The sequence below is a fragment of the Nostoc mirabile CHAB5784 genome (assembly GCF_020829645.1).
Classification (GTDB): Bacteria; Cyanobacteriota; Cyanobacteriia; order Cyanobacteriales; family Nostocaceae; genus Nostoc; species Nostoc mirabile.
Genome location: NZ_JAIVFS010000015.1, coordinates 1 through 26020 on the forward strand (window position 1 = coordinate 1; position 26020 = coordinate 26020).

26 protein-coding genes and 2 pseudogenes are annotated in these 26020 nt (G+C 43.0%); 15 read left to right on the plus strand and 13 right to left on the minus strand.

Annotated features, from left to right (window positions below):
• Positions 1–388: 388 nt before the first annotated feature.
• On the plus strand, positions 389–1450 hold the full coding sequence (gene mtnA, locus LC653_RS12275; protein ID WP_229494740.1) for an S-methyl-5-thioribose-1-phosphate isomerase: 1062 nt from the start codon (positions 389–391) through the stop codon (positions 1448–1450).
• Between the two features lie 95 nt (positions 1451–1545).
• Positions 1546–2223 carry a GNAT family N-acetyltransferase gene (locus tag LC653_RS12280; protein ID WP_229494741.1) on the plus strand — a complete coding sequence of 226 codons (678 nt, stop codon included), beginning with the start codon at positions 1546–1548 and terminating at the stop codon, positions 2221–2223.
• A gap of 839 nt (positions 2224–3062) precedes the next feature.
• Here the strand turns inward: LC653_RS12280 and LC653_RS12285 are convergent.
• Complete coding sequence (locus tag LC653_RS12285; RefSeq protein ID WP_229494742.1) at positions 3063–4484, minus strand: NADP-dependent isocitrate dehydrogenase; 1422 nt, start codon at positions 4482–4484, stop codon at positions 3063–3065.
• A gap of 275 nt (positions 4485–4759) precedes the next feature.
• Here LC653_RS12285 and LC653_RS12290 point away from each other — a divergent pair, with 275 nt between their 5' ends.
• The 7 genes from LC653_RS12290 to LC653_RS12320 all read left to right on the plus strand — a co-directional run bounded on the left by LC653_RS12290 (position 4760) and on the right by LC653_RS12320 (position 12598).
• Complete coding sequence (locus tag LC653_RS12290) at positions 4760–5488, plus strand: GUN4 domain-containing protein (RefSeq protein ID WP_229494743.1); 729 nt, start codon at positions 4760–4762, stop codon at positions 5486–5488.
• Positions 5489–5506: 18 nt separating this feature from the next.
• Positions 5507–5731: a BrnT family toxin gene (locus tag LC653_RS12295; RefSeq protein ID WP_308189079.1), complete on the plus strand. Its 225-nt coding sequence runs from the start codon at positions 5507–5509 to the stop codon at positions 5729–5731.
• 7 nt (positions 5732–5738) lie between these two features.
• Complete coding sequence (locus LC653_RS12300; protein ID WP_229494744.1) at positions 5739–5984, plus strand: hypothetical protein; 246 nt, start codon at positions 5739–5741, stop codon at positions 5982–5984.
• A 51-nt stretch (positions 5985–6035) separates the two neighbouring features.
• Positions 6036–7154: an ABC transporter ATP-binding protein gene (locus LC653_RS12305; RefSeq protein WP_229494745.1), complete on the plus strand. Its 1119-nt coding sequence runs from the start codon at positions 6036–6038 to the stop codon at positions 7152–7154.
• A 111-nt stretch (positions 7155–7265) separates the two neighbouring features.
• A complete protein-coding gene (locus LC653_RS12310) occupies positions 7266–8021 on the plus strand; it encodes a superoxide dismutase (protein ID WP_229494746.1) in 756 nt (251 codons plus the stop codon).
• Between the two features lie 434 nt (positions 8022–8455).
• A complete protein-coding gene (locus LC653_RS12315; RefSeq protein WP_229494747.1) occupies positions 8456–11260 on the plus strand; it encodes a hybrid sensor histidine kinase/response regulator in 2805 nt (934 codons plus the stop codon).
• An 18-nt stretch (positions 11261–11278) separates the two neighbouring features.
• A complete protein-coding gene (locus LC653_RS12320) occupies positions 11279–12598 on the plus strand; it encodes a hybrid sensor histidine kinase/response regulator (protein WP_229494836.1) in 1320 nt (439 codons plus the stop codon).
• Positions 12599–12688: 90 nt separating this feature from the next.
• Here the strand turns inward: LC653_RS12320 and rsmG are convergent, their stop codons facing one another.
• Together rsmG and LC653_RS12330 are read right to left on the minus strand one after the other, a co-directional pair.
• Positions 12689–13423: a 16S rRNA (guanine(527)-N(7))-methyltransferase RsmG gene (gene rsmG, locus LC653_RS12325; RefSeq protein WP_229494748.1), complete on the minus strand. Its 735-nt coding sequence runs from the start codon at positions 13421–13423 to the stop codon at positions 12689–12691.
• A 142-nt stretch (positions 13424–13565) separates the two neighbouring features.
• On the minus strand, positions 13566–14240 hold the full coding sequence (locus LC653_RS12330) for an ABC transporter ATP-binding protein (protein ID WP_229494749.1): 675 nt from the start codon (positions 14238–14240) through the stop codon (positions 13566–13568).
• Positions 14241–14563: 323 nt separating this feature from the next.
• Here LC653_RS12330 and LC653_RS12335 point away from each other — a divergent pair, with 323 nt between their 5' ends.
• From LC653_RS12335 to LC653_RS12345, 3 genes are all read left to right on the plus strand, one after another.
• Positions 14564–15493 carry a Sll0314/Alr1548 family TPR repeat-containing protein gene (locus tag LC653_RS12335; protein WP_229494750.1) on the plus strand — a complete coding sequence of 310 codons (930 nt, stop codon included), beginning with the start codon at positions 14564–14566 and terminating at the stop codon, positions 15491–15493.
• An 81-nt stretch (positions 15494–15574) separates the two neighbouring features.
• Positions 15575–16027 carry a DUF3531 family protein gene (locus tag LC653_RS12340; RefSeq protein ID WP_100898442.1) on the plus strand — a complete coding sequence of 151 codons (453 nt, stop codon included), beginning with the start codon at positions 15575–15577 and terminating at the stop codon, positions 16025–16027.
• 8 nt (positions 16028–16035) lie between these two features.
• Positions 16036–16467, plus strand: a complete 432-nt coding sequence (locus LC653_RS12345; RefSeq protein ID WP_229494751.1) for an NUDIX hydrolase — start codon at positions 16036–16038, stop codon at positions 16465–16467.
• Between the two features lie 37 nt (positions 16468–16504).
• Here the strand turns inward: LC653_RS12345 and LC653_RS12350 are convergent, their stop codons facing one another.
• From LC653_RS12350 to LC653_RS12360, 3 genes are all read right to left on the minus strand, one after another.
• Complete coding sequence (locus tag LC653_RS12350; RefSeq protein ID WP_229494752.1) at positions 16505–16885, minus strand: type II toxin-antitoxin system HicB family antitoxin; 381 nt, start codon at positions 16883–16885, stop codon at positions 16505–16507.
• Complete coding sequence (locus LC653_RS12355; RefSeq protein WP_229494753.1) at positions 16851–17126, minus strand: type II toxin-antitoxin system HicA family toxin; 276 nt, start codon at positions 17124–17126, stop codon at positions 16851–16853. The genes LC653_RS12350 and LC653_RS12355 overlap by 35 nt, the downstream gene beginning before the upstream one ends.
• Positions 17127–17197: 71 nt before the next feature.
• Positions 17198–17416 carry a hypothetical protein gene (locus tag LC653_RS12360; RefSeq protein ID WP_229494754.1) on the minus strand — a complete coding sequence of 73 codons (219 nt, stop codon included), beginning with the start codon at positions 17414–17416 and terminating at the stop codon, positions 17198–17200.
• A gap of 167 nt (positions 17417–17583) precedes the next feature.
• Between LC653_RS12360 and LC653_RS12365 the strand changes: the two genes are divergently transcribed.
• On the plus strand, positions 17584–17763 hold the full coding sequence (locus LC653_RS12365; RefSeq protein ID WP_308189078.1) for a DUF29 family protein: 180 nt from the start codon (positions 17584–17586) through the stop codon (positions 17761–17763).
• On the opposite strand, the gene LC653_RS47295 is transcribed toward LC653_RS12365, so the two are convergent.
• From LC653_RS47295 to LC653_RS47300, 3 genes and pseudogenes are all read right to left on the minus strand, one after another.
• Entirely contained in the window at positions 17757–17843 is an 87-nt protein-coding gene (locus tag LC653_RS47295) for a type II toxin-antitoxin system HicA family toxin (RefSeq protein WP_372478173.1), read from the minus strand. The two genes, LC653_RS12365 and LC653_RS47295, sit on opposite strands and share 7 nt — an antisense overlap.
• The gene (locus LC653_RS12370) at positions 17840–18043 is read right to left on the minus strand and encodes a type II toxin-antitoxin system HicB family antitoxin (protein ID WP_229494755.1); all 204 of its coding nucleotides are present in this window, start codon (positions 18041–18043) and stop codon (positions 17840–17842) included. The genes LC653_RS47295 and LC653_RS12370 overlap by 4 nt, the downstream gene beginning before the upstream one ends.
• Positions 18040–18222: pseudogene (locus LC653_RS47300) on the minus strand (hypothetical protein); the annotation flags it as partial. The pseudogene LC653_RS47300 and the gene LC653_RS12370, both read right to left, overlap by 4 nt.
• Before the next feature lie 670 nt (positions 18223–18892).
• Here LC653_RS47300 and ggt point away from each other — a divergent pair.
• Positions 18893–20656: a gamma-glutamyltransferase gene (ggt, locus tag LC653_RS12375; protein ID WP_229494756.1), complete on the plus strand. Its 1764-nt coding sequence runs from the start codon at positions 18893–18895 to the stop codon at positions 20654–20656.
• A gap of 72 nt (positions 20657–20728) precedes the next feature.
• Positions 20729–21253 (plus strand): hypothetical protein, encoded by a 525-nt coding sequence (locus LC653_RS12380; protein ID WP_229494757.1) that lies wholly within the window; start codon positions 20729–20731, stop codon positions 21251–21253.
• 88 nt (positions 21254–21341) lie between these two features.
• On the opposite strand, the pseudogene LC653_RS47305 reads toward LC653_RS12380, so the two are convergent.
• The 4 genes and pseudogenes from LC653_RS47305 to mfd form a co-directional block, all read right to left on the minus strand.
• Positions 21342–21470, minus strand: a pseudogene (locus LC653_RS47305) (TRCF domain-containing protein); the annotation flags it as partial.
• A gap of 11 nt (positions 21471–21481) precedes the next feature.
• Positions 21482–21820: a type II toxin-antitoxin system RelE/ParE family toxin gene (locus tag LC653_RS12385; RefSeq protein WP_229494758.1), complete on the minus strand. Its 339-nt coding sequence runs from the start codon at positions 21818–21820 to the stop codon at positions 21482–21484.
• Positions 21804–22067, minus strand: coding sequence for a hypothetical protein (locus LC653_RS12390; RefSeq protein ID WP_229494759.1), 264 nt, complete (start codon positions 22065–22067; stop codon positions 21804–21806). The genes LC653_RS12385 and LC653_RS12390 overlap by 17 nt, the downstream gene beginning before the upstream one ends.
• A gap of 123 nt (positions 22068–22190) precedes the next feature.
• Complete coding sequence (gene mfd, locus LC653_RS12395) at positions 22191–25862, minus strand: transcription-repair coupling factor (RefSeq protein ID WP_229494760.1); 3672 nt, start codon at positions 25860–25862, stop codon at positions 22191–22193.
• Between the last annotated feature and the right edge of the window lie 158 nt (positions 25863–26020).

Sequence of the window (26020 nt, forward strand, 5' to 3'; positions counted from 1 at the left end):
CCCTTGTCTCCCCCTAACTATACGATTATCATTCTTACAACTCATTTCTCAAGTATGAAGTATATCTTGTCCTAAGTGTTTTTGAAGTATTTCGTGACCGTTTGGCTAAATTATCGTTCAAATCACAAGTTGCGACGTGACTCCTTCTAGCAAAATCAGGACTTACGCAAACAATAGCCGAAACCCTTATTTCACGTAGGGGCAATTCATGAATTGCCCCTGAGCGCGTGTACTTTTGCGTAAGTCCTAAAAATGTAGAAAATCGCGTTGAGGACTCCTTAGCGCTGTGCTATCCACCAGTCGCGCAGAATTTAATTCTAAATTCTGGCTCCTAAATTCTTTCTTGTTAAAGTAAAAAATATTGCCCATTTACTAACTACCTCTTTCTATGACACCTTCCACAAACCAGGTTTATCCCGTCATTTGGCACAACGACTCAGTGTCACTAATTGACCAAACCCGCTTACCCAACGAATATACATTTGTGAAAATTCACCGCAGTGAAGATATGGCGCGGGCGATTAAAACCATGATTGTTCGAGGTGCGCCTGCAATTGGTGTGGCTGCGGGGTATGGAATGTATCTTGGCGCAAGGGAAATTAAAACAAGCGATCGCCACGAATTTTTGCAACACTTAGATAAAGTAGCCCAGTTGTTGCGTTCTACTCGTCCAACGGCGGTGAATTTATTTTGGGCAATTAGCCGGATGATGAAAGCCGCCTACGAAACACTGGGAACGGTAGAAGATATCAAGCAAACCCTTTTCCAAACAGCCCAAGCAATTAACGCTGAAGATTTACAAACCTGTCACGCGATCGGCGACAATGGTTTAGCAGTCTTGCCCAATACTCCACAAAAGCTGACTTTACTTACTCACTGTAATGCTGGGGCGTTAGCTACGGCTGGTTATGGCACTGCCTTGGGTGTGGTGCGTTCCGCTTGGAGGGAAGGACGTTTAGAACGTTTATTTGCCGACGAAACCCGTCCCCGTTTGCAAGGCGCAAAACTCACCACTTGGGAATGTGTGCAAGAAGGTATTCCAGTTACATTAATTACTGATAATATGGCAGCCCATTGCATGAAACAGGGTTTGATTCATGCTGTAGTTGTGGGTGCTGATCGAATTGCTGCTAATGGCGACACTGCTAATAAAATTGGTACATATAGTGTTGCGATCGCCGCTAAAGCACATAATATCCCCTTCTTTGTAGCTGCACCCCTTTCCACCGTTGATTTTGAATTAGCCGATGGCAGCAAAATTCCCATTGAAGAACGCGATTCAACAGAAATCTATCAAGTTGGCGATACCATTCTCACACCTGCGGGTGTAGATTTTTACAACCCAGCTTTTGATGTGACTCCGGCAGAGTTGATTACAGCCATCATTACAGAGAATGGAGCGATCGCACCTGATAAATTAGCAAAATCACAGTTAAAGCAATTAGTGTAATTGAGTTCGACGAACCCCTCCCTGTTTTTAACTCTAACTTTTCACAGGATTTGGAAAAGGGAGCGGTTCAAATAATAGTTTAGCGGCTTGATTATTTGGGAACCTTCGGCGTTAGTTGGAATAGGGACTTCCAAGAAATAAATTACCCAAATAAACGAACCACAGAGACACAGAGAAGCCAGTGCGCCCTTGCGGTTCCCCGACTTGAAGCAACTGGCGCGACACAGAGGAATGAGGAGGAGAGAGCTTTTTCGTTAATTTTTGAGTATTTTTTTATTTGGAAGTCCCATATGGCAATGCGGATTGAACCTTACGAAACTCATCAACTTGATGCAGTCATTTGTCTTTCGCTTCGAGCATGGACTCCGGTCTTTGATTCGATTCAGAAAGTGATGGACTTTGAAGTTTACCGAGAATTCTATCCCGATTGGCGTGTGAGCCAGCAAAATGCTGTCAAGGGTGTCTGCGGTGCAGAGGACACAAATGTATGGGTTGCTATCAATGCTGATTCAATCGTGGGCTTTGTAGCCGTGAAACTAGACTCGGAGACGAGCATGGGTGAAATCTACATGGTCGCTGTCGATCCAGACTTTCAAGGTCACGGAATTGGCAGCGCTTTGACACAATTTGCTCTTGATTGGATGAAAGATGCTGGGATGTCTGTTGCTATGGTCGAGACCGGAGGCGATCCGGGTCATGCTCCAGCACGTCACACCTATGAAAAGCTCGGCTTCAGGTTGTTACCGATCGCCAGATACTTCAAGAAGCTCTAGGTACGCAGGGATTGAAACTGTCTAAGAGATTGTTTGAAAAGTGTTTCGCTGTGACTTTAGGCACTTTTAGATCCCCCTAACCCATGCCAATCGCTCATGGGGAGCCACTGCGGTGGACGGGTTCCCCGGCATAAAGCAAGTGGCGTGGAAACCCCCTTGGCGCTAGGGACTGTTTTCAAACTCGAAGATCCCCCCAACCCCCCTTAAAAAGGGGGGCTTTTAGAGTTTCTTTTCCCCCCTTTTTAAGGGGGGTAAGGGGGGATCTCCAAGACTCAGGTGCTTCAAGAAAGGTTTGAAAATACGCCCTAGCCTCTCCCAATGTGAGAAGACCGCGCTTAAAAAGGGGAGAAACGGAATCAAAAGTAAAAACTAAACAGCATTTATCAGCAATTTTTTCAATAATTTTATCTAAACTTCATATTTGGACTAAATTCAATAAGCAAAGTCCGCAATTACTTACTCAAAAGAAGCTTTGACTTATTCAAAACAAGCTTTTGCTTTCTCATTTTGGTGTTTTCCGCAAGTAAAAGAAGCTTTGACTTACTCAAAATAAGCTTTTGCTTTCTCATTTTGGTGTTTTCCGCAAGTAAAAGAAGCTTTGACTTATTCAAAACAAGCTTTTGCTTTCTCATTTTGGTGTTTTCCGCAAGTAAAAGAAGCTTTGACTTACTCAAAATGCCATTTGACTTTCTCAAACCCCAGTTTGCTTTCTGATTTTGGTGTTTTTTGCAATTGAAGAAGAATTCAGAAGTCAGAATTCAGGAGCGGAGCCGGAGACGCTCCGCCTCCGGTCAGAATAGCTGAATTCTTCTTCAATCGACTAATTAACCCTAGTAAACTTAACCAAAATGCTGAATAATCGCCTCGGCAAATTCAGAACATTTTAAGGGTTCAACAGGCGGTTCTAACAACCGGGCTAAATCGTAGGTGACTTGACTACTCGCGATCGCATCGCTTAAACCTTTCTTAACTAGGTCTGCGGCTTCTTGCCAACCCAGAAATTCCAGCATCATCACACCAGACAAAATCACTGAACCAGGATTAATCCGATCTAAACCGGCGTGTTTGGGTGCAGTGCCGTGGGTAGCTTCAAATATGGCACTAGAATCACCAATATTTGCCCCTGGCCCCATTCCCAAGCCCCCAACAATCGCAGCCGCCGCATCAGACAAATAATCGCCGTTCAAGTTCATCGTCGCCAAAATCGAATACTCATCCGGTCTGGTTTGGATTTGTTGAAAAATACTGTCAGCAATCCGGTCATTTACCAAAACTTTCTCTTTCCATTTGCCATCGCCGTGGGTTGCCCAAATTGTGTTAAGAACAGTTTCAACTTCCTTGACAATTTGCGATTTTTTCTCTTCGGTGAGAGCATCAAACCCAGGATCAATCTCGCGGGCGTTTTCTTCTAAGGAAATATTGGGATTTTTCTCCTTGTTACTCAAAATCCAAGATTCCCGTTCGGTGACAGTACAGGCGCGAAATTCACTGATTGCTAATTCATAACCCCAATCGCGGAAAGCGCCTTCGGTGTACTTCATAATGTTGCCCTTATGCACTAAAGTCACCTGTTGCTTGTGTTTGGGCAATAGCAAAGCGTGTTTGATAGCCCGTCTGACTAGGCGCTGGGAACCAGTTTTGCTGATGGGTTTGATGCCAATACCAGAATCAAGAGGAATGCGTTTTTTCCCATGTTCTGGGGTGGCGGGGATCAGTTCTTCATTGAGAATTTTAATTAAGCGATCGCCGATTTCGCTACCTTGTCGCCACTCAATGCCTAAATAAATATCTTCTGTATTCTCCCGATAAACAATTACATCCAGCTTTTCGGGATTTTTGTGGGGTGAGGGCGTACCTGCATAGTAACGGCAAGGACGCACGCAGGCATACAAGTCAAAAATTTGTCGCAATGCTACATTTAAAGAACGAATTCCCCCCCCAACGGGAGTAGTCAAAGGCCCTTTAATAGCTACACCATATTCTTCAATTGCCGTCAGAGTGTCTTGAGGTAAATACTGGTATGTGCCGTATAAATCACAAGCTTCGTCCCCAGCGTAAACCTTGAACCAACTAATTTGACGCTGACCCTTATATGCTTTGGCTACCGCAGCATCTAGCACCTTTTGGGTAGCAGGCCAGATGTCTATACCTGTACCATCGCCACGAATAAAGGGGATAATTGGATTGTCCGGTACGATTGGTTCACCATTTTTGAAGGTAATTTTTGCTCCGGCTGCGGGGGGGGTAATCTTTTCGTACATACTTCACACACTCCTAATCGATACGCTGCTATTCAAAAAAACCTTATGTGGCAGGCTTGTATATTTTGCTGTGTTTTTTGTTCACCAAGCCATAAGGCACAGATTTTCCCCCTATTCCCCTTGTACATTATTTGGGGATTAAGTGTGGGATTCAGTGAAGCGATCGCAATTTTGTACGATCAAAAATAGTAAACTACTTTTCGCTATCAATGCTTCACCTTGGAGAATGCCCGATAGCTTACCGCTCTTTCACTGACCGTTAACACAAGAATGGCATGACAGACCCAATGATTTTATCAGTCCCTGCAAATGACATCGACTCCCTCCGACAACCGTTAATCGCTGGGTCTGAAAAAGTCCAACAACAGATAATCCCACAATTAGCTGAGTTGGGTAATGAGGGATTAGACGTGTTGATGGAATTTTTACTGAAACGACGCGAAAACCCAGCTACTTGGATCGATGGCAAAGCTTACCAAGTCCTCTATAACTCCGATGCACCTCAAGCCAAAGAATTTCTGCGCTCTTGTTTTCCTGAAGGAATTGTACCTCTAAAATCAGAGTGCGGGATTAACTACAATTCTTTGCAACAGCTACTAGCTGTTCAAGACTTCCAAGCAGCCGATCGCGTCACCATAGAAAAAATGTGTGAACTATCAGGGCCAACGGCTGTACAACGAAAATGGTTGTACTTTACTGAGGTTGGAAATACCTCGACTGTTGACTTGCAAACCATTAATAACCTCTGGTTAGTCCACTCCGAAGGTAAATTTGGCTTTTCAGTGCAGCGAGAAATCTGGTTAAGTTTGGGTAAAAATTGGGAGAATTTCTGGCCGAAAATTGGCTGGAAAGCAGGTAATAACTGGACGCGATACCCTAACGAGTTTACCTGGGATTTGAGTGCGCCTAGAGGTCACTTACCCCTCTCTAATCAACTTCGGGGGGTACGAGTCTTTGCTTCTTTACTTTCTCATCCAGCTTGGTCGAAGAATCCAGAAAAATGATTTTGAGCCTACGTACAAATAAATTATGATCAATCCCAAGCCAAAACTATTTTCGATGATCCGCTCTATGTTGACTTCTATGATCCAGACCACTCTGATGATGAGGAGCGTTACCTTATTATTGGAGAGTCAAATCGGGGACGCTTACTAATCATGTCGTATACAGAGAGAGGAAATTCGATTCGTCTCATTAGCGCAAGAGAAGTAACGCCATCGGAGCGAAAAGCATATAAAGAAGGGTAAGCCAGAAATGGAAGACGAACTGCGATCAGAGTATGACTTAAACAGCCTAAGGGTCAGAAAGTTCGGCCCTGAACGAAAGAGCTTTGGGAAGACAACAATTCGTTTAGAACCTGATGTTGCAGAGGTTTTTCCCAATGCTGATGCCGTCAATGAGGCTCTAAGATTTCTGATTAGAGTTGTGCAGAACAACCAAGTTTCTGCACTTGCAAAGCAGCCTCACAGTTCCTCTGAGGAGGCGGATCAAACCTCCTAGTGCTTAGTTGGAAGTGCCGCAGATCCCAAACTGAAAATATCAAATCAGATAATGGCAAACGTTCGTCTAGAAGATATTAAACGTAGATTCAATAACGTCACCGCTATTGAGGATATTACCTTTGAAATTCCTGATGGCGAGTTTTGGGTTTTAGTTGGGCCATCGGGTTGTGGAAAGTCTACAATTTTGCGAACGATCGCTGGTTTAGAAACCGCTACATCTGGCAAACTCTTTATTGGCGATCGCTTGGTGAATAATATCCCAGCCAGACAACGGGATGTAGCGATGGTATTCCAAAATTACGCTCTCTATCCTCACATGAGTGTGGCGCAAAACATCGGCTTTGGCTTGCAAATGCGAAAGGTTGACTCGAAAATCATTCAAGAACGGGTGATGAATGTGGCGCGATCGCTTTCTCTGGATCATTTGCTGGATCGCAAGCCGAAACAACTTTCCGGGGGACAGCAACAACGAGTAGCATTAGGGAGAGCGATCGCTCGTGAACCACAAGTGTTTTTACTTGACGAACCTTTATCTAATTTAGATGCCCAATTGCGCGATGATACAAGGGCTGAATTGAAACAGTTACATCAACAGCTAGGCATTACAACTATTTACGTCACCCACGATCAAGTTGAAGCGATGACTTTGGCTGATAAAATCGTCGTGCTAAATCGCGGGCGGATTCAACAAATTGGCGATCCCCAAACTATTTATGCAAGTCCTGCTAATCAGATGGTGGCAAGTTTTTTAGGCAGTCCACCAATGAATATTTTGCCTGCAATCTATGAAAATAACGGTTTTGATGTAAGTGGACAGTTATTAAAAATTCCAGCAGTTGTGAAAGAAAAATTACAGTTGCGTCAGGGACACAGTTATGATTTGGGGATTCGTCCAGAGCATATTTTTATTAACGAACCGCCATCGCGTAGCGTCTCGCAGAGAAGTCACCAAGAAGGAAATGAGAGTCAGCTGATTGTAGAAGTTAAAGTGGTGGAACCTTTGGGAAGGGAAACTTTGATTCGTGCTGGTTTACCTGGTTCGCCGGTAGTGTTGAATATTCAGGTGGGCGGGGATGTGCGTCCGCGTCCAGGCGATCGCCTTTCTCTACAACTTGATTTAAATCAGTTATTTGTATTTGATCCCAAAACAGGGGACAGAATTTTATAAAGAGTTTCTTAAACTGCCAGAAATAATTGCAAATTCCCAATTTTTTGTAGCCAGAATCTAAGAGAATATAAACTGCAATAGAGACTTAATGGATTCCCTGCAAAAACTTATATGACTATTAATCGACGGTATTTCTTGTTTTTACTCACATCAGGTGCGGGTACTTTTGCATTAGATGCTTGTGCATTAGCAGAGAAATCTCCTGACGGAAACGCTGCAACACCAAATACAACAGCAAATACAACAGGGGTTATCCAACTACCGCCTTTACCTTACGCCTACGAAGCACTGGAACCACACATCGATGCCAAAACGATGCAATTTCACCACGATAAACACCACGCAACTTATGTAAAAAACCTGAATGCAGCGTTAGCTAAACATCCAGAACTCAAAGGTAAAAGCGTTGAAGAACTGTTGCAGAAACTTGACAATGTACCACAAGATATTCGCAATACAGTACGCAATAATGGCGGTGGTCATGTGAACCACTCAATGTTCTGGCAAATTATGAAGCCGAAAGGTGGGGGAGAACCAACAGGAAATATAGCCTCCGCGATTAATCAAAATTTTGGCTCTTTTGCAGCTTTCAAAAAACAGTTTAACGAAGCTGGTGCTGGTCGTTTTGGTAGTGGTTGGGTTTGGCTAGTGCGTAACAAAGGTGGCAAGTTGGAAGTGACAACTACAGCTAACCAAGATAGTCCCTTAAGTGCAGGTAAATATCCCATCCTGGGTAATGACGTATGGGAACATGCATATTATCTCAATTACCAAAATCGCCGCGCCGATTATTTAGATGCTTGGTGGAACGTAGTTAATTGGGATGAGATTAACAAGCGCTTTGCAGCAGCAACTAAATTTGCCTGAGCGAGGCAACAATTTAGAGTTATAGGCACTTATAAACTGGCAACAGAAACAATATTCTGCTGCCAGTTTTTTGATACCAGTCGTGTTGTCTAAAAGCCAATACAGTTCAGTTAAGCGTTTCTTTCTTCTCTCAGTGCCGCGCCAGTTGCTTCTCCCAAGGGGAGACGCTGCGCGAACAAGTCGGGGAACCGCAAGGGCGCACTGGCAACTCTATTGCCTCTGTGGTTCGTTAAAAAAATTAACTATGACAAAGAGTTTTAGCCTTAACCCAAGCGTATTGAGGTATAGCCCATTATCTCAGAAACTTAATATATTGTTACTCCCAAGCAGTAGAAATAATATTGGATTAAAAGATTAATCACCGAGATTAATTTGGGAATCCTATAAATAACAAATGATAATCGTCAGGATGTAAGGGGAGCCAATCTGAGGTGATGCTATCAAATAACAAAAATTCTCCTCCCAAGGGGAATCTACCGCTACGCTTAGTGCTTGTGCTTCCTTTCGTTTTGCAAATCTTCGCCGCAGTAGGACTGACAGGCTATTTATCTCTTCGCAACGGACAACAAGCAGTAAATGATTTAGCCAATCGATTGCAAAATGAAGTTAGCGATCGCATCGACCAGGATCTAGATAGTTACCTGAATACAGGTCGTCATCTAGCTGAAATTAACGGTGGTGCGATGGATATGGGATTACTTGACCCTAACAATCCACAGCAACTTGGGCAGTTTTTCTGGAAGCAACTCCAACTGCATAATATTGGCTATATTACTTTTTGCTTGAAGACCGGAGATTTTGCAGGTGCTGGACGCTTCTTTGAGGATGGTCGCGTTACAGTCGATGTTTCCCACAAGCGCAATGGCAACCAACATTGGTATCTCTACAACACAGATAAACAAGGGAATCGGGCTAACCTGGCGCTCGATAATGGCCCTTACATTCCTATGGAAGAAGCTTGGTGTGAGGAACCAGCAAAGACAGGCAAATCGATGTGGACGCTTTATCAATGGCAATCGCCACCTTACACGCTATCCGTATCTGCTAATCGCCCAGTCTATGACAAAAACAAGAATTTGATCGGTGTTATTGGAGTTGACCAGCGACTGACGCAGATTAGTGATTTTCTCCAGCAGTTAAAAGTCAGTCCATCTGGAAAAACTTTTATTTTGGAACGCAATGGATTGTTAATTGCAACTTCCAACAAAGAACAACCTTTTACACTTGTTAATGGCAAAGCTAAACGGCTTCAAGGTTCTGACAGTAAAGATCCACTGATTCAAGCTACTGCAAAACATTTAACTGAGTATTTTAATAATTTGTCAAACATCAAAGACAATCAGTCGCTGGAATTTCAACTCAACAATCAGCGCCATTTTATTCAGGTGGCACCTTGGCGGGATGAATGGGGTTTAGATTGGCTTGTGGTTGTAACGGTTCCAGAATCTGACTTTATGGGACAAATTAACGCCAACACGCACACGACAATTTTGTTGTGTTTGGGTGCATTAATATTAGCGACTATTTTAGGCTTCTACACCTCTGGCTGGATTGCTCGTCCAATTTTGCGCTTGAGTCAAGCATCAGAAGCAATTGCCGCAGGTGAGTTAAATCAACAGGTAGAAGTACCGTCAGTGCATGAATTGGGTAGATTGGCGCAGTCCTTTAACCGCATGGCGCAGCAGTTACGGGATTCTTTCACCACTATTGAGCAAACCAATCAACAATTAGCTAAAACCAACGAGGAATTAGAAAGTCGGGTAGAAGAACGCACCCACGAGTTAAAGGAAGCGAAACTTACCGCCGATGCTGCTAATCATGCCAAGAGCGATTTTCTCGCAAACATGAGCCACGAATTGCGAACACCGCTCAACGGAATTTTAGGCTATGCCCAAATTCTTGCCCGTACTGCATCTGACGAAAAACAACAGCGTGGCATTGATATTATCTATCAATGTGGTTCGCATTTACTGACTTTAATTAACGATATTCTCGACTTATCTAAAATCGAAGCTGGCAAACTAGAACTACATCTCGTCCCATTCTATCTACCTGCACTTCTACAAAGTGTTGTGGAAATCTGCCGCATTAAAGCCGAACAAAAGGGTATTGAGTTTATTTATCAGCCGCCGGAGAATTCAGCAATGGGTATTGTTGCTGATGAGAAGCGTCTGCGACAAGTTCTGATTAACTTACTGGGAAATGCCATTAAGTTTACCGACAAAGGCAGTGTCACATTTAAGGTGGAAGTGGTGTTAGGGGATATAACTAATCTTCGCTTCTATATTCAGGATACGGGCATCGGTATGAGTCCCCAGCAATTAGAGAAAATTTTCCTCCCCTTTGAGCAAGTCGGGGATAGCAAACGCCAAAGTGAAGGAACAGGATTAGGACTTGCTATCAGCCGGCGATTTGTTGAGTTGATGGCTAGTCAAATCCAGGTTGAAAGCCAATTAGGGGTTGGTAGTAAGTTTTTCTTTAATATTGACTGTGCGATCGCAACTGATTGGGTACAAGCAAATTCCGTTACACCATCTGGCAGAATTGTTGGATATTCTGGCGTTGGCGCAACCTCTGTGAAAGAGCATCGCAAAAAAATCCTAATTGTCGATGACCGTTGGGAAAATCGGTCAGTAATTGTCAATCTTTTGCAACCCCTTGGTTTTGAGGTTATCGAAGCCAACAACGGAGAAGAGGGTTTAGAAAAAATCACACGCGATCGCCCCGATATGATCATTTGTGATTTAGCCATGCCCATAATGGATGGCTGGGAAATGCTCAAACAATTGCGTCAGTCTGAAACTTTACGTGATGCCATTGTGATTGTCTCTTCTGCTAGCGTCTTTGAGATTGACCGCCAAAAGAGTTTAGCTGCTGGTGGTAACGATTTCTTGGCAAAACCCGTGCAAGCAGATGAACTTTATGCTGCATTAGCCAAGCAATTACAACTAAATTGGGTATATACAGATACTAATATAAAATATCCAATCGATATAGCCGCAAGCGCCAAAACCATTGTAATTCCAAGTATTTATGATTTAAAAAGGTTATTAGAACATGTGGAAACTGGGTACTTTAGAGGTATCCGAGAAGAATTGGATCAATTAGCTCAATTAGATGAACAATATCAACCCTTTATTCAAGAACTCAGGCAATTGGTTAAAGGCTTCAATATTCAGACAGTTCGTCATTTTCTCCAAGAGTCGATAAACCAATCTCAGGAATCAACAAAGATTTAGGTAGGAGATTGAAAAGTGATGGCAACTGATGGTAAAGGTCAAACAATTCTGATTATTGACGATCATCCAACTAATATCGAAGTGCTATATGATGCACTTGACCGAGCCGGTTATAAAGTCCTAGTAGAAATGGATGGTTGGCACGGCATCGAGACGGTAAAAAACTATCCCCCAGATTTAATTTTACTAGATGTAATGATGCCAGGAATTGATGGCTTTGAAACCTGTCGTCAATTAAAATCTCAACAGAATACCTGCGAAATTCCGATTATTTTCATGACTGCTCTTAATGATACAACCGATAAAGTCAAAGGTTTAGCATTAGGGGCTGTAGATTATATTACAAAACCATTTCAACAAGAAGAAGTACTTGCACGCATTGGGATTCATCTGAAACTGCGACAAGCAAATTTAGAATTAGCGCAACAAAAGCATATCTTAGAGCAACGGGTACAAGAACGCACCGCAGAGCTTTCGCAAGCGCTAGATAATTTTAAAAACGCACAATTGCAATTAGTCCAAAGTGAAAAAATGGCAACCTTGGGTAACTTAGTTGCAGGGGTAGCACACGAAATTAACAACCCCCTTGGATTTCTCAAAGGTAGCCTGAATAATACTGAAGAGTATATCCAAGATTTATTTAAGTATGTGCAATGCGTGCAGCAACATCATCCCCAGCTTGCACCTGCTGTCACCAACCTTGCCGAGAAAATTGACTTAGAATTCCTCAGTGAGGACTTACTAAAGCTGCTAGGTTCAATGAAAGTAGCGACAGAACGCATTACGGGCATTAGCACTAGTCTCCGTACCTTTTCTAGAGCCGATACATCTGAAAAAGTTGCTTGCAATCTGCATGAAGGAATTGAGAGTACACTGTTAATTTTGAAGTATCGCCTCAAACCGTCAGAGAAACGTCCGACAATTGAGGTAATTACAGATTATGGTAAATTACCGCCTGTTAAGTGCTTTTTAGGACAGTTAAATCAAGTATTTATGAACATTCTTGCTAATGCAATTGATGTATTAGATACAGAAAGCGTTGGGCGAACATTTGCCCAATTACAAGCTAATTCTCAGCAAATTATAATTCACACTGAAGTATCCAGCGACCAGAATACGGTAGTAATTCAAATCAAAGATAACGGACCGGGAATGCCAGAGGGTATTAAAGCACATATTTTTGACCACTTGTTTACCACTAAAGAGGTTGGCAAGGGAACGGGATTAGGATTAGCGATCGCTCGTCAAATTGTTGAAGAAACGCATAATGGTAAGTTGATCTGCAACTCCGTTTTGGGTAAGGGTACAGAATTTATCATTAAAATTCCAGTGTCTTAATAATAAATTATGTTCTTAATTACGAATTACGTTAGCGTAGCGTTAGCGACGTAGGAGCGTCATTACGAATTACGAATTACGAATTACGAATTACAATGACTTTTGAGTAGGTATACCAACAGCACGAGGAAAATTAGCTGGTGTGTTTGCTACCTTACGTAAATAAAGGCAATGACGGATGCTGTGACTCAAAGGTGTTGTAAATTTTTCGATTGATTCAATGACCCCACCCAACTGGTTAACAGCATTTTGCAAAGCAGTTGTTTCATCCTCCGTCCAATTACCGCGATAGATTATGGCTAAACCTCCCTGTTTGAGCAGTGGTAGGGTATATTCTGCACAGACAGAGGCTGCACCTACAGCACGGATCAATCCAATATCGTAAGCTTGTCGATGCTGCAGGTGATGACCGATTTCTTCAGCCCTACCAACAAGAGTTTTGGCATTGGTAAGGGCAAGTTCAGTTAATATATTGTCGAGAAAAGTAATTTTTTTCCGAGTGGAATCCAGAAGAGTAATTGTGCAATTAGGTACAGTAATTGTCACTGGAATACCCGGAAAACCCGCACCTGTACCAATATCGATGAGAGTAGGGGAAGTAGGGGAGAAATTTGTTGATAACAAGGGCGCAATTCCTCGCAAAGAATCCCAGAGATGTTTTTCCCAAAACTCTTGGGGGTCGGTGATCCGAGTTAAATTGAGTTGGCGATTACCTTCTAGGATTAACTCATAAAGCCTTTGGAATTGCGCTTGCTGTTGGACAGTTGGTTGCCAATTGAGAGTTTGCTGCCAGATTTCTGCCATCTCAGGCAATAGGTTTGTCATTTGTCATTTGTCATTAGTCATTAGTCATTGGTCATTGATCATTGGTCAAAAATCAATACTTCTTCTTCCCCTGCCTCCCCTGCCTCCCCTGCCTCCCCTGCCTCCCCTGCTCCCCTTGTCTCCTTGTCCCCTTGCTCTTTTCTTACACCGATGGTAGAGGTTCTTTGACTTTGGATTCTAGTGTTTTTGGGTCTACTGATTCTAATTCACCGTGGTTGAGTGTCCAGCAACGATCTGCGATCGCTAACAGATCCCCAGCATCGTGTGTCACTACCAACAGCGTCCAATCTTGTTTCAGTTTCGCTAATAAATTTACCAGTTGCCGACGCATTGACCAATCTAACCCAGCTGTGGGTTCATCCAATAACAGTAAATTTGGCTGGCGAATCAATTGCACAGCCAAAGCTAAACGTCGTTGCTGACCACCACTCAAAGCATGGGGGGCGGCAAAGAGCGATAAATGCTCTAATCCCACCTCAGTAAGGGCCTGTTTAACTCGTTCTGACCCTAACTCAGGATGTCCTAAACGCAATTCTTCTAAAATTGAACCACCGCAAAAGTGCCGTTCTGGAAACTGAAATACCAACCCAGCTAATTGTTGCAGCTGTTCGGCTATAAGTTCTTGTTCCCGCCAGAAGAGTGCGCCGCTAGTGGGTTCGGCTAGTCCCGACAAAATTTCTAGTAAGGTACTTTTACCCGAACCACTCGCGCCAATAATCAGACCTAGCTGCTGGGGTGCTAATTCCAAGTTAATCGATTTGAGAATCGCTGTTGGGCACGCTGTGGGATGATAATTTAGATTTCGGAGATAGAGCATTTGTTAAGATTACCAAAAAGTCAGCAAATTACTGATTAGCTACACTAAGAGCATCTGGAAAATTCCAAGAAAGGATTAACACCTTAATCTAGCAGCAAGAATCATCCACTTTTTCTCCATTGTGACAGACCCACCATTAAAACTTTGGCTATAACCAGCCTGGGAACATGGAAAAATTACCAAAGTCAACCTTTATATAAGAAAATTTTGGTTGAAGCAGAGGCAAGTTAACACTTCGACTTCGCTCAGTGTAAAAATTAACCATTTTTGCATTCTAAGTAACACATACAACTATTTCAACCGCAAATATTCTGAGGGTTAAAATGACTAAAAGGTTTTCTTCGCCTCGATTAGTAGTGTCTGCTAGACTCACTAACCTTGCTCAGACTGCTTTTGGCGCTGCGATCGCACTTAATTTGTGGGTAAATCCCTCCTTGGCTGGCGATCCGTTTCGCAATCGTGAACCTCATCAAATTGGCGACCAAACAGAAGCCGCTTTTAAAGCGATTTTCCAACAAGGCAACTATCCAGCCGCAGAGCGTTATCTGGAACAAGCAGTATCCAAAGAGCCAAATGAACCTCTAGCTTATGCTATGAAGGCATCTTTAGCATACGGAAATAAAGATTGGGCTAAATTAGACACCTACAGTCAGAAAACTCTAGAAGCCGGACAAAAATTAATTCCTAGCGATCCATTGCGTGGTAATTTATACACTGCTGTTGGTCATTTTTTAGAGGGTGCAGTAGTTCTCACCCGTGAGGGTACAGTCAACGGTGTACCCCAAGCTTTTAGTCGGTTGCGGCAAGTTTATGAATATTTAGACAAAGCCGAAGCAATTTCTGCCAACGACCCAGAACTGAATTTAATCAAGGGTTATATGGATTTATTATTGGCGGTTAATTTGCCTTTTGCTAGCCCAGATCAGGCAATTGGACGCTTAGAAAAAAATGCTGCTCCTGGGTATCTCGTGGATCGGGGTATTGCTCTTGCTTACCGCGATTTAAAACGGTATCCACAAGCACTAGAGTATGTAAACCGGGCGATCAAAACCACATCCGATAATCCAGAAATTTATTATCTAAAAGCCCAAATCCTGAAAGAACTGGGGCAAAAAGAAAAAAGCCAGCAGATGATCAAGGAAGCGATCGCTAATTTTGACAAAGCATTAACTAAAAAATCCCAACTCCCAGGCGATTTAGTCAAACAAATTGAGAGTGAACGCAAAAATGCTGTTACCCTAAAGAATCCTTAGCCCCCACTCCCCATTCCCCATTCCCCACTCCCTACTTTGATATGCTTATTTGCAGAACAGTAATTGAGATACTAGACCAAAATGGAGATTCAGTTCCGCGAAATTAATCCTTTTGATGTGTGGATTTGGCTGAAATTCAGCACAAATCCTTCTGCGCGTGAAAAGCAGTATGTAGAAGAAGTTTTCAATTCCTGGTTTTATCTGGGTAAATTGGGTGCATTTAATGCAGAGAATCTTCAGGTGCAGGACACTGGACTCGATATCAGCTACATGAATTATGATGAGCAAGGGTATGACAAAAGCCTGCTAGCACTGATGCACAACATTGGTGAGTTTGAATATGAGGGTCAGTGGGGGCGTTGTTGGTTTGACTTAGGAACCAGTGATGCGATCGCTCTGGATATTTTAATCAACGCCCTTAGCCAGCTAAGTCAGGAATATGTCACCATTGAAGAATTGTACATCGGTGGCGAAAATCCAGATTGGCCTATTGAGGGTAGCGAAAGTCGTCCTCAGTCTATTTACGATAATTAGTTACAAAAATGAATAAAGCAGGCGAAATTCGGGTAATAGCCTTGGGGCTAATTCGGGATGGCGAACGCATATTTCTTTCTGAAGGCTACGATCCCGTAAAGCAAGAAACATTTTATCGCGCTTTAGGCGGTGGTGTTGAATTTGGCGAAACCAGCCGCGCCGCCTTAGAACGGGAGTTTCAAGAGGAAATTCAGGCAGAGTTAACGAATATTAAATATCTAGGTTGTATAGAAAACCTGTTTACATTTAGTGGTAGGCAAGGTCATGAAATTATTCAGCTTTATCAATGTGACTTTGTTGATTCCAAATTTTATCAACTGGAAAGTTTAGTTTTTTCAGAATCACAAACTCATAAACATAGAGCCTTATGGATAGATATTTCTCGCTTGAAATCTGGGGAATTAAGATTAGTACCTGAAGTATTTTTTGAATATTTATAAAATCTCTGGCGATTTACTAAGATTGCTTTGCTCTTAATTATGTTACCGCACTCAGCAAAGACACAATATACTGGTTGAGACTAACGCCCTCCCGTTCAGAAGTCTCAGCTAAACGTTGATGTAAAGATTTTGGCATCCGTAGTAGTAGTTTACCGCTATAGCTATCATTATTACTTGGTAAGGGGATATCATCGCCGGCTTCATAAGCTGTTTCAATCCACAATTCCCGCGCCTCATTGAGATTTGCCATTGTCTCTTCAAGGGTTTCGCCTTGGGTAAGACATCCAGGTAAATCTTTAATTTGACCTACGTAACCTTCCTCTGGATCGGGGTAAAGTGTTAAAGGGTACTGAAGATTTAAATAATATTCTAAGGACGGCTTCTCAATCTGCTGGTTCTTCTGGTTCAGTGTCTTCATCAATCCACTCTTCTAAATTTAATAGTTCAACTATTTGCTGTACATAAACTCCTTTAACTTTTTGTCCTCCTGTTTTGGGTACAGTGATGGTTTTACCTTGGGAGTCTCGGAAGCTATGATGGCTACCCTTAGACCTTTTCTCTTGAAAGCCAAAAGCTTCCAATAGATAGTAAACTTCCTGAAACCGCACTTCTGGAGGTCGCTTTAGGAACTGATCTACTAATTTTCTTAACTTGCTCATTGAGAGATGATACTATATATGATATCAAAATTTTGAGATATAAAAAAGCGATCGCTCTAATTAACAGCAATCTACGTTAATTCTGCTTTAGATTTTGCCACCCTTCTTGCACGGTATTCAGCCATTGCCTCGGCTGCAAGTTTGGCAAGTATGTCTGGAGAACGGGCAAAAGCTTCATCCCAAAATTGTTCATCTTCTAGTTCTGCCAAAATCATCGCTGCTATCGCATCTTGTTCATTGGCAGGTAAATTTTTTAGTTTAGCGATCGCTTGTTCAAGTAGCTCAGTCATGGCTGTTAATCGTTACGAAAGTCATACTATAAATTATCTCTGCTTGCACTCTGTTGGGTGCGATCGCTTGGGGTGGAAGCAAAGCGCGATCGCTCTCAATAGCAGAACTAGTAGAGTTTGAGACAGTTCTACAATAAAAGCAAAGACGTTGAGGTTGAACTAACTTAATGGGTGTACCTGAAACAAACCCAAAGATACCAATGCTTTCACCAAGCCTCTACAAAACTGATTTTTACGCTTGGACACAGGAACAAGTAACTTTACTTCGCAATCAGCAGTGGAGTCAGATTGATCTGCAAAATCTGATTGAAGAGATTCAATCTTTGGGTAAACAGCAACGTCAATGATGACTGCCACTAATTCTTTGCAAAACCCAACCTTTTTGCTCCAAAATCTTACAAAGTTGCTTGCCAGAAATCGATTTCATACAGCAATTTCGACAACTTGATCTGTTGACTCAATTGCATTACGACTGTTGGCAACTTCAAGCCAACCTTCAATAGCGTCCTTTAAGTTAGTCATTACCTCTTCTATGGTGTCTCCTTCGGTAATACAACCGGGAAGCGCGGGAACCTCTGCCCAATAGCCGCCTTCTTCTGCTGGATGAATAATTGCTCTAATTTTCATAAACTTGTTGAGCTAGTTTGTGAGAATATGCTAACAAGCATAGCTGCCTCTGGAATCGCACCCTGCATTCTCCTAAAAGCATCAATCAAATTCTGTAATTGTTGAGCTGCCTTAAAAACTCCCAACCCGCGCACCGTAACTTTTCCAGGATAATACACAAAGCGCGTCTTGAGATTGTGGACTATGACTTCTACCCTGGTGAACCAAGCAAGTTAGTAGATGAATCAGAGCAGCAAATTGATGCTGAACACTGACAGATAAACTGTATCGTCCTTACCTACTCTCTGAAAGAGCTTTTTGTAAACTTTCATTTCTGCGATTGAGTTAGGTATCTAATGGCTGGCATAAGTAAGTCGGCATGATAAAACCCATGTATGTTTAGTTTTATAAAAACTCTGGAATGACCAATTTATAAGCTGTTTTCTGATTTTATATTTCGTCACATAGGTTGATTTTTTAAAACCGACTTACTTAGCAGTAGATAGACGAGTTTATCTAATTTAAATTTGCAAATTAGATGTGGAACAGCTTACTGGCAAAGATATCTTTACAGGTGGTGCGGGTGGCGTTGGCGTAGCCCACCGTACCCCTACGGGGAAGCAAGCTACGCGTAGCGTCTCGCAGAGAAGGTATCGCTTTGTTTTCAATACATACACAATCAAAATTTTTAAAAGTGATAAATAGTTGACTAGTATCCTAATATGCTGTAACTTGATGTCTTGTAAGTTAATCTGTGAAGTAAACAAGAAATCAACAAGCAAGACTCTCAATATTACTAGAGTTTCGATGAGATTTTCTTGCAATTCCAGCATTAACGATAAATGAAATATTTAAATTCGGAGAGTTGCGTTGACTACAGCATCTAAGCTTGCGTTAAAGACTTGTTTGCTCCCTCTCACACTCAGTGCTGCCCTCTTGCCAGCTATCATAGGCAAAGCCCAAAACCCTCCTCCACCGGAGGCTGCAAGTGGTCGAGTTGAGCGTGAAGCTGTTCGCACAAATAAGTATGTGGTAGTAGCTGCAAATCCACTAGCATCAGCAGCCGGACGCGATGTTCTACGTCGTGGAGGTAGTGCGATCGATGCTGCTATTGCAGTCCAAATGGTACTGACGTTGGTAGAGCCGCAATCTTCAGGTATTGGTGGTGGTGCTTTCCTTGTTCACTACGATGCCAAAACGAAGAAGTTGGTCACTTATGACGGTCGAGAAACTGCACCGGCTGCGGCGAAACCAGATCGCTTTCTCGATGCCAATGGCAAACCATTACAGTTTTATGATGCTGTTGTCGGAGGTAAATCTGTAGGTGTGCCTGGGGTGTTACGAATGCTAGAGTTGGCACACAAAAAATATGGCAAGTTACCTTGGTCGCAACTGTTTCAAGGAGCTATCCAACTGTCTGAACAAGGTTTCCCACTTTCACCACGTTTGTACACTCTGCTAAGTAGGGATCAATATCTATCTCGCAACGAGCCAGCTAAGAGCTATTTCTATCAACCCGATGGTACACCCAAGCCAGTTGGTACAAGATTGGTCAATCAGTCTTTGGCAGAGGTATTGCGTCAGATTGCCAAAGGAGGCGCTGATGCCTTTTATCAAGGAAATATTGCTAAAGACATAGTAGCTACGGTGAGCCAAGCTGCTGTATCAGGTGACTTAACCACCACTGATCTAGTGCAATATCAAGCTAAACTGCGAGAACCAGTTTGTGGCACTTATCGAATTTACAAAGTTTGCGGTATGGGGCCTCCAAGTTCTGGTGGTTTAACCGTACTGCAAATTTTAGGTATTCTTCAACAATTTAATCTGGCAGCTTTAAAGCCAGCTTCTTTAGAAGCAGTCCATTTATTTTCTGAAGCTGGACGTTTAGCCTATGCTGACAGAAATTTATATATAGCTGACACAGATTTTGTTTCAGTACCAGTCAAAGAATTAATTAACCCTAACTACCTGAAGTTACGGGCAGCAATAATCAATCCTGAACGTTCAATCGGTCAAGCCCAAGCAGGCAATCCATTGTTACAGCAAGTAAATCCCTTGGGTAAAGATCAATCTAGGGATTTGCCATCTACTAGTCATGTTTCAATTGTCGATGCGGCAGGTAACGCTATTTCAATGACTACTAGCATTGAAGATGCCTTTGGCTCAAGATTAATGGTACGAGGCTTTTTACTTAACAACCAACTGACAGATTTCTCTTTTTCGCCGACATCAGAAGGAAAGCCCGTTGCTAATCGCATAGAAGCCAAGAAACGCCCTAGAAGCTCAATGGCTCCCATGATGGTCTTTGATCGCAATGGCAAGCTAGTAATGGTAATTGGTTCAGCTGGTGGGCCGCAAATCATTAATTATGTCGCTAAAGCAATAGTAGCCCATCTGGACTGGGGATTGGACATTCAGCAAGCGCTATCTTTGCCAAATTTTGGTAGTCGTAATGGCCCAACTGAACTAGAAGAAAATACAGATGTTGCCAACCTCAAATCTGCTTTAGAAGCTAGGGGTCATACAATCAGCGTTATACAATTAACCAGTGGTTCCACCGGAATTGTACTGACTAATCAGGGGCTAGTTAGTGGTGCTGACCCACGTCGTGAAGGAGCGCCTTTGGGTGAATAACAGCTAGTGTTGAGCAAGTATTTTCTCTTTTTCAATATCAAAAATCCCTCAACAATTCTCTGGCACAAAACTATGAAATGGTTCCCAAAAATAGCACTTACAACTACTATTAGTATTTTCAGCTTGCTAGGAAGCTCAGTTAACCAAGTACAAGCTGCATTTCTGGACTACGCCTTTACACAATCAGGCTGGGAAGGAGGAGGTATCTTGTCTGGTTCATTTTCTGGTGTGGATCAGAATAATGATGGGTTAATTTACACAAGTGAGTTAAATACGTTTGATTTGATATTTTCTGGCAACTCCAAAGTTCCGCAAGAGAAATGGTTGGGTGTATCTAGTTTAAGTTCTTTTGGATTTAACTCTAGTAATTCTAAATTAACTTTCTCAACTTATGAAAATTTAGATGAGTATACTGCTAATATTGTTGGTTTGCCTTATCTTAATTATATTGGCAAGCCTTTTCTCACCAACTATATTACCTCTTCTGAAATTCAACCGCTTGTAGTTGCAAAATCGATTCCCGAACCTACCTTTGGATTTGCTAGTTTAGCTGTCTTGAGTTTTGGCCTATTACTTAAATTGAGCAACTCCAAATGATGGTTAACATCTGCGACTGTGCGAGATATCGTCATGACTTAGGCAAAAATTGCTAAAAAGCTTAATTTATCTAACCCCCTTTTCTGCGAGTTTCTAAAACGACGTGCAGCTTGTTTTCTGGTTTAATGCGACTAAATCCGAGTTTTTTCGCTAGCTGTTTGAGTTCCATGACTCGCAAAAGTTGATTTGCAGAGACTGGTAAAGTACCATAGCGATCGCCTTTAAATCCTAAACTCCACCTTCTAACTCCTCTAGAGCATCTACTGTCAGTGGTGCTTGGCCACTGTGGCGCACATACAATACATTAACTGTAGTACCTCGAATCGTAAAAAGTACTCGGTATACATTTTTGGCTTTCCCATAAAGGAGTTGACATACTTCTTCTGGAAAAATTTCATGTTCGACTGCTAAAGCACAACGTTGGGGCTTCTTTTGTAAGGTAGCAATAGCATTCATCAATCCTCGAAACCAACGATCAGCAAATTCAGGATTCCGCTCTCGATACCAGCGATAAGCTTGCTCAATCTGAGTTTCTGCGATTGGGGTAATCTCAACCTGAAATGCCATACTTTTGCTGCATTTCTTGGACGAAATCCCCAATGGGGCGAGTTTGACCAGCGTTGAGTTCCTCGAAACCTTGTCCAATACCAGCAATTGTCTCCAATTGATCAATCAGTTGGCGTAATTTGGTGGGGTCGATTTTGGCAGTGTCTAGAAAGGTGACAAGAACTTGAGAGCGATCGCTAATATCTTGCGGTAACTGGGTGAGGTGAATTTCTCCATCCTGATAAATGCCTTCGATAGTTTTTATCATGAGTTGAAGTTGGGTTAGTATTTCCTTTAATTCTACTAACTAGACTCAAAGGGCTGGGTCTAGAATTCCCGCCTGCTCAAAATGACATAGGTTTTCACTTGATGACTAATCTTTTTCTACTGATCAAACAATAGCCGCCTCTGGAATCGCACCTTGCATTTTCCCGAAAGCATCAATCAAATTCTGCAATTGTTGATCTGCTTTAAAAACTCCTAACCCGCGCACTGTAACTTTCCCAGGAGAATAGACAAAGCGCGTCTTTAGATTGTCTGGTAAATTCGCCGCCAATAAATTCCAAGCGGGTTCTTCCATTGGTGTTTCTAAAACGACGTGCTGCTTGTTTTCTGGTTTAATGCGGCTAAATCCGAGTTTTTTCGCTAGCTGTTTGAGTTCCATGACTCGCAAAAGTTGATTTGCAGAGACTGGTAAAGTACCATAGCGATCGCTCCACTCAGCAGCAATCTGCTTTAATTCTGATTTAGATTTAGCTGTCGCCACCGCCCGGTATGCACTCATCTTTTGATCCAAATCGGTAATGTAATCTGCTGGGATAAACGCCGTCAGGTTGAGGTCAATCTGGGTATCCTCCACTTGCGGAATTTCTTGTCCTCGGATTTCCCGAATTGCTTCTTCTAGCATTTCCATGTATAAATCAAAACCGATGGCATCCATTTGACCGGATTGTTCTGCACCTAGCAAGTTACCCACGCCTCTGATTTCCATATCGCGCATCGCTAGCTGATATCCAGAACCCAACTGAGTAAATTCCTGAATTGCTCGTAATCGTTGCCGTGCGGCATCAGATAATGCCCGTTGCTTCGGATAAAATAACCAAGCATGAGCTTGGATACCTGCACGTCCCACACGACCGCGTAATTGATACAGTTGTGCCAATCCAAAGCGATGAGCATCTTCAATCAAAATGGTGTTGACTCGCGGAATATCTAAGCCAGATTCAATAATTGTCGTACAAACGAGGATGTCTGCATCGCCATTACTGAAGGTGAGCATGGTTGATTCTAACTCGCTTTCATCCATTTGACCGTGAGCGATCACAAACCTAGCTCCCGGTATCACTTCTCGTAAATTGGCTGTTGTCTCTTCAATTCCGTCTACTCGTGGAACTACGTAAAATACCTGTCCGCCTCTATCTAATTCTTGCCGAATTGCAGTGCGGATACTTTCGGAATTTATTGGTGATAGATGGGTTTTAATCGGTCGTCTGGTTGGGGGTGGCGTGGTAATCAAACTCATTTCCCGAATTCCCGACAAGGACATATACAAAGTCCGGGGAATGGGAGTGGCGGAGAGGGTAAGCACATCAACCTGAGTTCTCAGGCTTTTAATTTTCTCTTTTTGATTCACCCCAAATCGCTGTTCTTCATCCACCACCAACAGTCCTAAATCCCGGAATGTCACGCCTTTACCTAAAAGTTGGTGCGTACCAACTACTACATCTAATTCACCCGTTGCCAATCGCTTTTGAATATCGCGGCGTTCTTCAGCCGAACGAAAACGGTTGAGCAAACCGACATTTACTGGGTAGGGAGCAAAACGTTCTTTGAGTGTATGGTAATGCTGCTGTGTTAAAATAGTCGTTGGCGCAAGGAGTGCCACTTGTTTACCGGCGGTGACTGCTTTAAAAACAGCACGAATCGCCACTTCCGTCTTCCCGAAACCGACATCGCCACAAACTAAGCGATCCATTGGGCGATCGCTTTCCATGTCGCGTTTCACATCTTGTACAGCTTTGAGTTGATCCGTCGTGGGTTGGTAGGGGAAAGAATCTTCCAATTCTTCCTGCCAAGGCATATCACCTGGGAAGCTGAAACCTTGTTGTTGCGATCGCGCTGCATACAGTTTCAACAAGTCCACTGCCAATTTTTTGATCGCTTTGCGGACTTTATTCTTGGTATTTTCCCAAGCTTTACCAGTCATCCTGTTGAGTTCCGGTGCTTTATCACCTGCGGCGCGGAACCGGGATAAAGCACCTACTTGATCGGCTGCAACTCTTAATAACCCATCAGCATACTGCACCACCAAATAATCACGGGTTTCATTATTAATCGTCAAACTTTCCAGCTTGACAAATTTGCCAACACCATGATTTCTATGAACCACATAATCGCCTGGACGCAGCTTATTGGGATCAACTTGTTTAGAAGTAGCTTTGTGGCGCTTGCGGATATAGCCGGGAGTCGCCAAAGAATGCTGCCCAAAAAATTCCCGATCTGTAACGATTACCACTCGATATGTCGGCAGAATAAAACCTTCTAGTTCCGCCAGACCAGAATATTTTAGGGCTATGGGAGTATGGTTGATTTGCAGCTTATCAATCGCTTGGTAGTCGCGGGGATTGGGGATAAACTGAGCCGGACAGTCATGTTCTTGCAACAGCGAGACAGAACGGGAAGGTTGAGCAGAAAGCAACCAGATAGAGAAATTGCGATCGCGTTCTTGGCGGATGGTTTCAGCTAGTTTAGCAAACTGGTGCGGCGTGACTGGAACAGGTCGGCTGGCAAGATTAATCCCATCATTTTCTTCTGACAGTTCCGATAAATATAAGGTTTTAAATTTGGCAACGTCAGCCAAACACTCATCAAACGACCGGTGAATTTTCGGCAATGTTAGGGGAATGGGGAGTAGGGAATGGGGAGTAGGGAATGGGGAAGAATCTACCCCCACTCCCCACTCCTTATTCCCTATTCCCCACTGTTCCTGGGCATTTTCTACCCAGCGATCGCTATGAGCATGACACTGTTCTGGCTCATCAATGGCAATCAGGGTATTTTCTGATAAATAGTTTAGCAGGGACGCTGGTTGCTCGAAAGCCAACCCCAAAAAGCGACGACTACCCTCCAAGAGTGATGAGTTCTCAGTGCTAAGTTCTGAGTCAGAATTTAACTCATAACTCATAACTCCTAACTCACCACTATTCTTCAGTGCCGCCATGACGATGGGAGCAAAGCTAGTGGGGGTAAGAATTAACTGATCAACTTTGTCGAGGGCGGAACGTTGGGTTGCTGGGTCAAATTCCCGCATTTGCTCGATTTCATCACCAAACCATTCCAGCCGGACTGGAAACTCAGATGAAACTGGGTACACATCAACAATATCGCCCCGTCGGCTCCACTGTCCTTCTGTTTCCACCAGAGGTACTCGTTCGTATCCCAGAATAGTTATTTTCTCACTGAAGGCATTCAAGTCTAATTCCATCCCCCGCTTTAAGGTAAGACAGAATTGCCCAAAAGCTTCTGGTGGTGGTAAGTGGGGTTGCAGTGCCCCTTGAGTAGCTACAATTGCCAAATTTGTCCTTTGTCCTTTGTCCTTTGTCATTTGTTCTTGGTTTGTTTCTAATGACATAGGCGCTTCGCCTTCCCGCAGGGTATGACTAATGACCAATGACTCTTGAACGGCAGTTGCTCCACTTGGGGAGACCCCAAGACCGCACTGCCTCCTCTTGAGCAAATCTGCCAATACCTGCATTTGCCCCCAACTCATCTCAGTTTCCGGGTCAAAAGGTTCGTAGGGAGAAGCCTCGGAGGTGGGGTAAAAATGTACTGTTTGCCATCCCATTGCCTCCAGTTGTGCGTAAACGCGTCCAGCTTCTTCCAGGGTGGCACAAACCACAAACAAATCCTTGCCCGTAGCCTGCGCCAATGCCGAAGCCACTAAACCCTTGGGTAGTCGAGGAATGCCATTTAACCGCAATTCTTGTTGTCGGTTTAACTTAGAAATAAATTCAGTGGTGAGCGGCGATCGCGCTAAGGCACGCACAATAGAAGAAAATGACATAAGTACTACTAGCGGTGGGAGTCTTTGTGGATTAGAAAATTTTGAGGCAGTTTATGTCAACTATTTTAAAAGGTTGACGGTTGACGGTTAACAGTCAACAGTCAACAGTCAACGTGAAAATAACTATTACTTTGTCTACAGTAAAAGCATTTATAGAA

Bases quoted from the DNA above. Each gene is read 5' to 3' on its own strand.
- LC653_RS12320 (WP_229494836.1), top strand. From the start codon at position 11,279: ATGGCAACTGATGGTAAAGGTCAAACAATTCTGATTATTGACGATCAT.
- LC653_RS12350 (WP_229494752.1), bottom strand. From the start codon at position 16,885: ATGAAGACACTGAACCAGAAGAACCAGCAGATTGAGAAGCCGTCCTTA.
- LC653_RS12310 (WP_229494746.1), top strand. From the start codon at position 7,266: ATGACTATTAATCGACGGTATTTCTTGTTTTTACTCACATCAGGTGCG.
- LC653_RS12305 (WP_229494745.1), top strand. From the start codon at position 6,036: ATGGCAAACGTTCGTCTAGAAGATATTAAACGTAGATTCAATAACGTC.
- LC653_RS12380 (WP_229494757.1), top strand. From the start codon at position 20,729: ATGAAATGGTTCCCAAAAATAGCACTTACAACTACTATTAGTATTTTC.
- LC653_RS12355 (WP_229494753.1), bottom strand. From the start codon at position 17,126: ATGAGCAAGTTAAGAAAATTAGTAGATCAGTTCCTAAAGCGACCTCCA.
- LC653_RS12360 (WP_229494754.1), bottom strand. From the start codon at position 17,416: ATGACTGAGCTACTTGAACAAGCGATCGCTAAACTAAAAAATTTACCT.
- LC653_RS47295 (WP_372478173.1), bottom strand. From the start codon at position 17,843: ATGAAATCGATTTCTGGCAAGCAACTTTGTAAGATTTTGGAGCAAAAA.
- LC653_RS12335 (WP_229494750.1), top strand. From the start codon at position 14,564: ATGACTAAAAGGTTTTCTTCGCCTCGATTAGTAGTGTCTGCTAGACTC.
- LC653_RS12365 (WP_308189078.1), top strand. From the start codon at position 17,584: ATGGGTGTACCTGAAACAAACCCAAAGATACCAATGCTTTCACCAAGC.
- LC653_RS12315 (WP_229494747.1), top strand. From the start codon at position 8,456: ATGCTATCAAATAACAAAAATTCTCCTCCCAAGGGGAATCTACCGCTA.
- LC653_RS12390 (WP_229494759.1), bottom strand. From the start codon at position 22,067: ATGATAAAAACTATCGAAGGCATTTATCAGGATGGAGAAATTCACCTC.
- LC653_RS12290 (WP_229494743.1), top strand. From the start codon at position 4,760: ATGACAGACCCAATGATTTTATCAGTCCCTGCAAATGACATCGACTCC.
- LC653_RS12385 (WP_229494758.1), bottom strand. From the start codon at position 21,820: ATGGCATTTCAGGTTGAGATTACCCCAATCGCAGAAACTCAGATTGAG.
- mfd (WP_229494760.1), bottom strand. From the start codon at position 25,862: ATGTCATTTTCTTCTATTGTGCGTGCCTTAGCGCGATCGCCGCTCACC.
- rsmG (WP_229494748.1), bottom strand. From the start codon at position 13,423: ATGACAAACCTATTGCCTGAGATGGCAGAAATCTGGCAGCAAACTCTC.
- LC653_RS12370 (WP_229494755.1), bottom strand. From the start codon at position 18,043: ATGAAAATTAGAGCAATTATTCATCCAGCAGAAGAAGGCGGCTATTGG.
- LC653_RS12285 (WP_229494742.1), bottom strand. From the start codon at position 4,484: ATGTACGAAAAGATTACCCCCCCCGCAGCCGGAGCAAAAATTACCTTC.
- LC653_RS12340 (WP_100898442.1), top strand. From the start codon at position 15,575: ATGGAGATTCAGTTCCGCGAAATTAATCCTTTTGATGTGTGGATTTGG.
- LC653_RS12300 (WP_229494744.1), top strand. From the start codon at position 5,739: ATGGAAGACGAACTGCGATCAGAGTATGACTTAAACAGCCTAAGGGTC.
- LC653_RS12345 (WP_229494751.1), top strand. From the start codon at position 16,036: ATGAATAAAGCAGGCGAAATTCGGGTAATAGCCTTGGGGCTAATTCGG.
- LC653_RS12330 (WP_229494749.1), bottom strand. From the start codon at position 14,240: ATGCTCTATCTCCGAAATCTAAATTATCATCCCACAGCGTGCCCAACA.
- mtnA (WP_229494740.1), top strand. From the start codon at position 389: ATGACACCTTCCACAAACCAGGTTTATCCCGTCATTTGGCACAACGAC.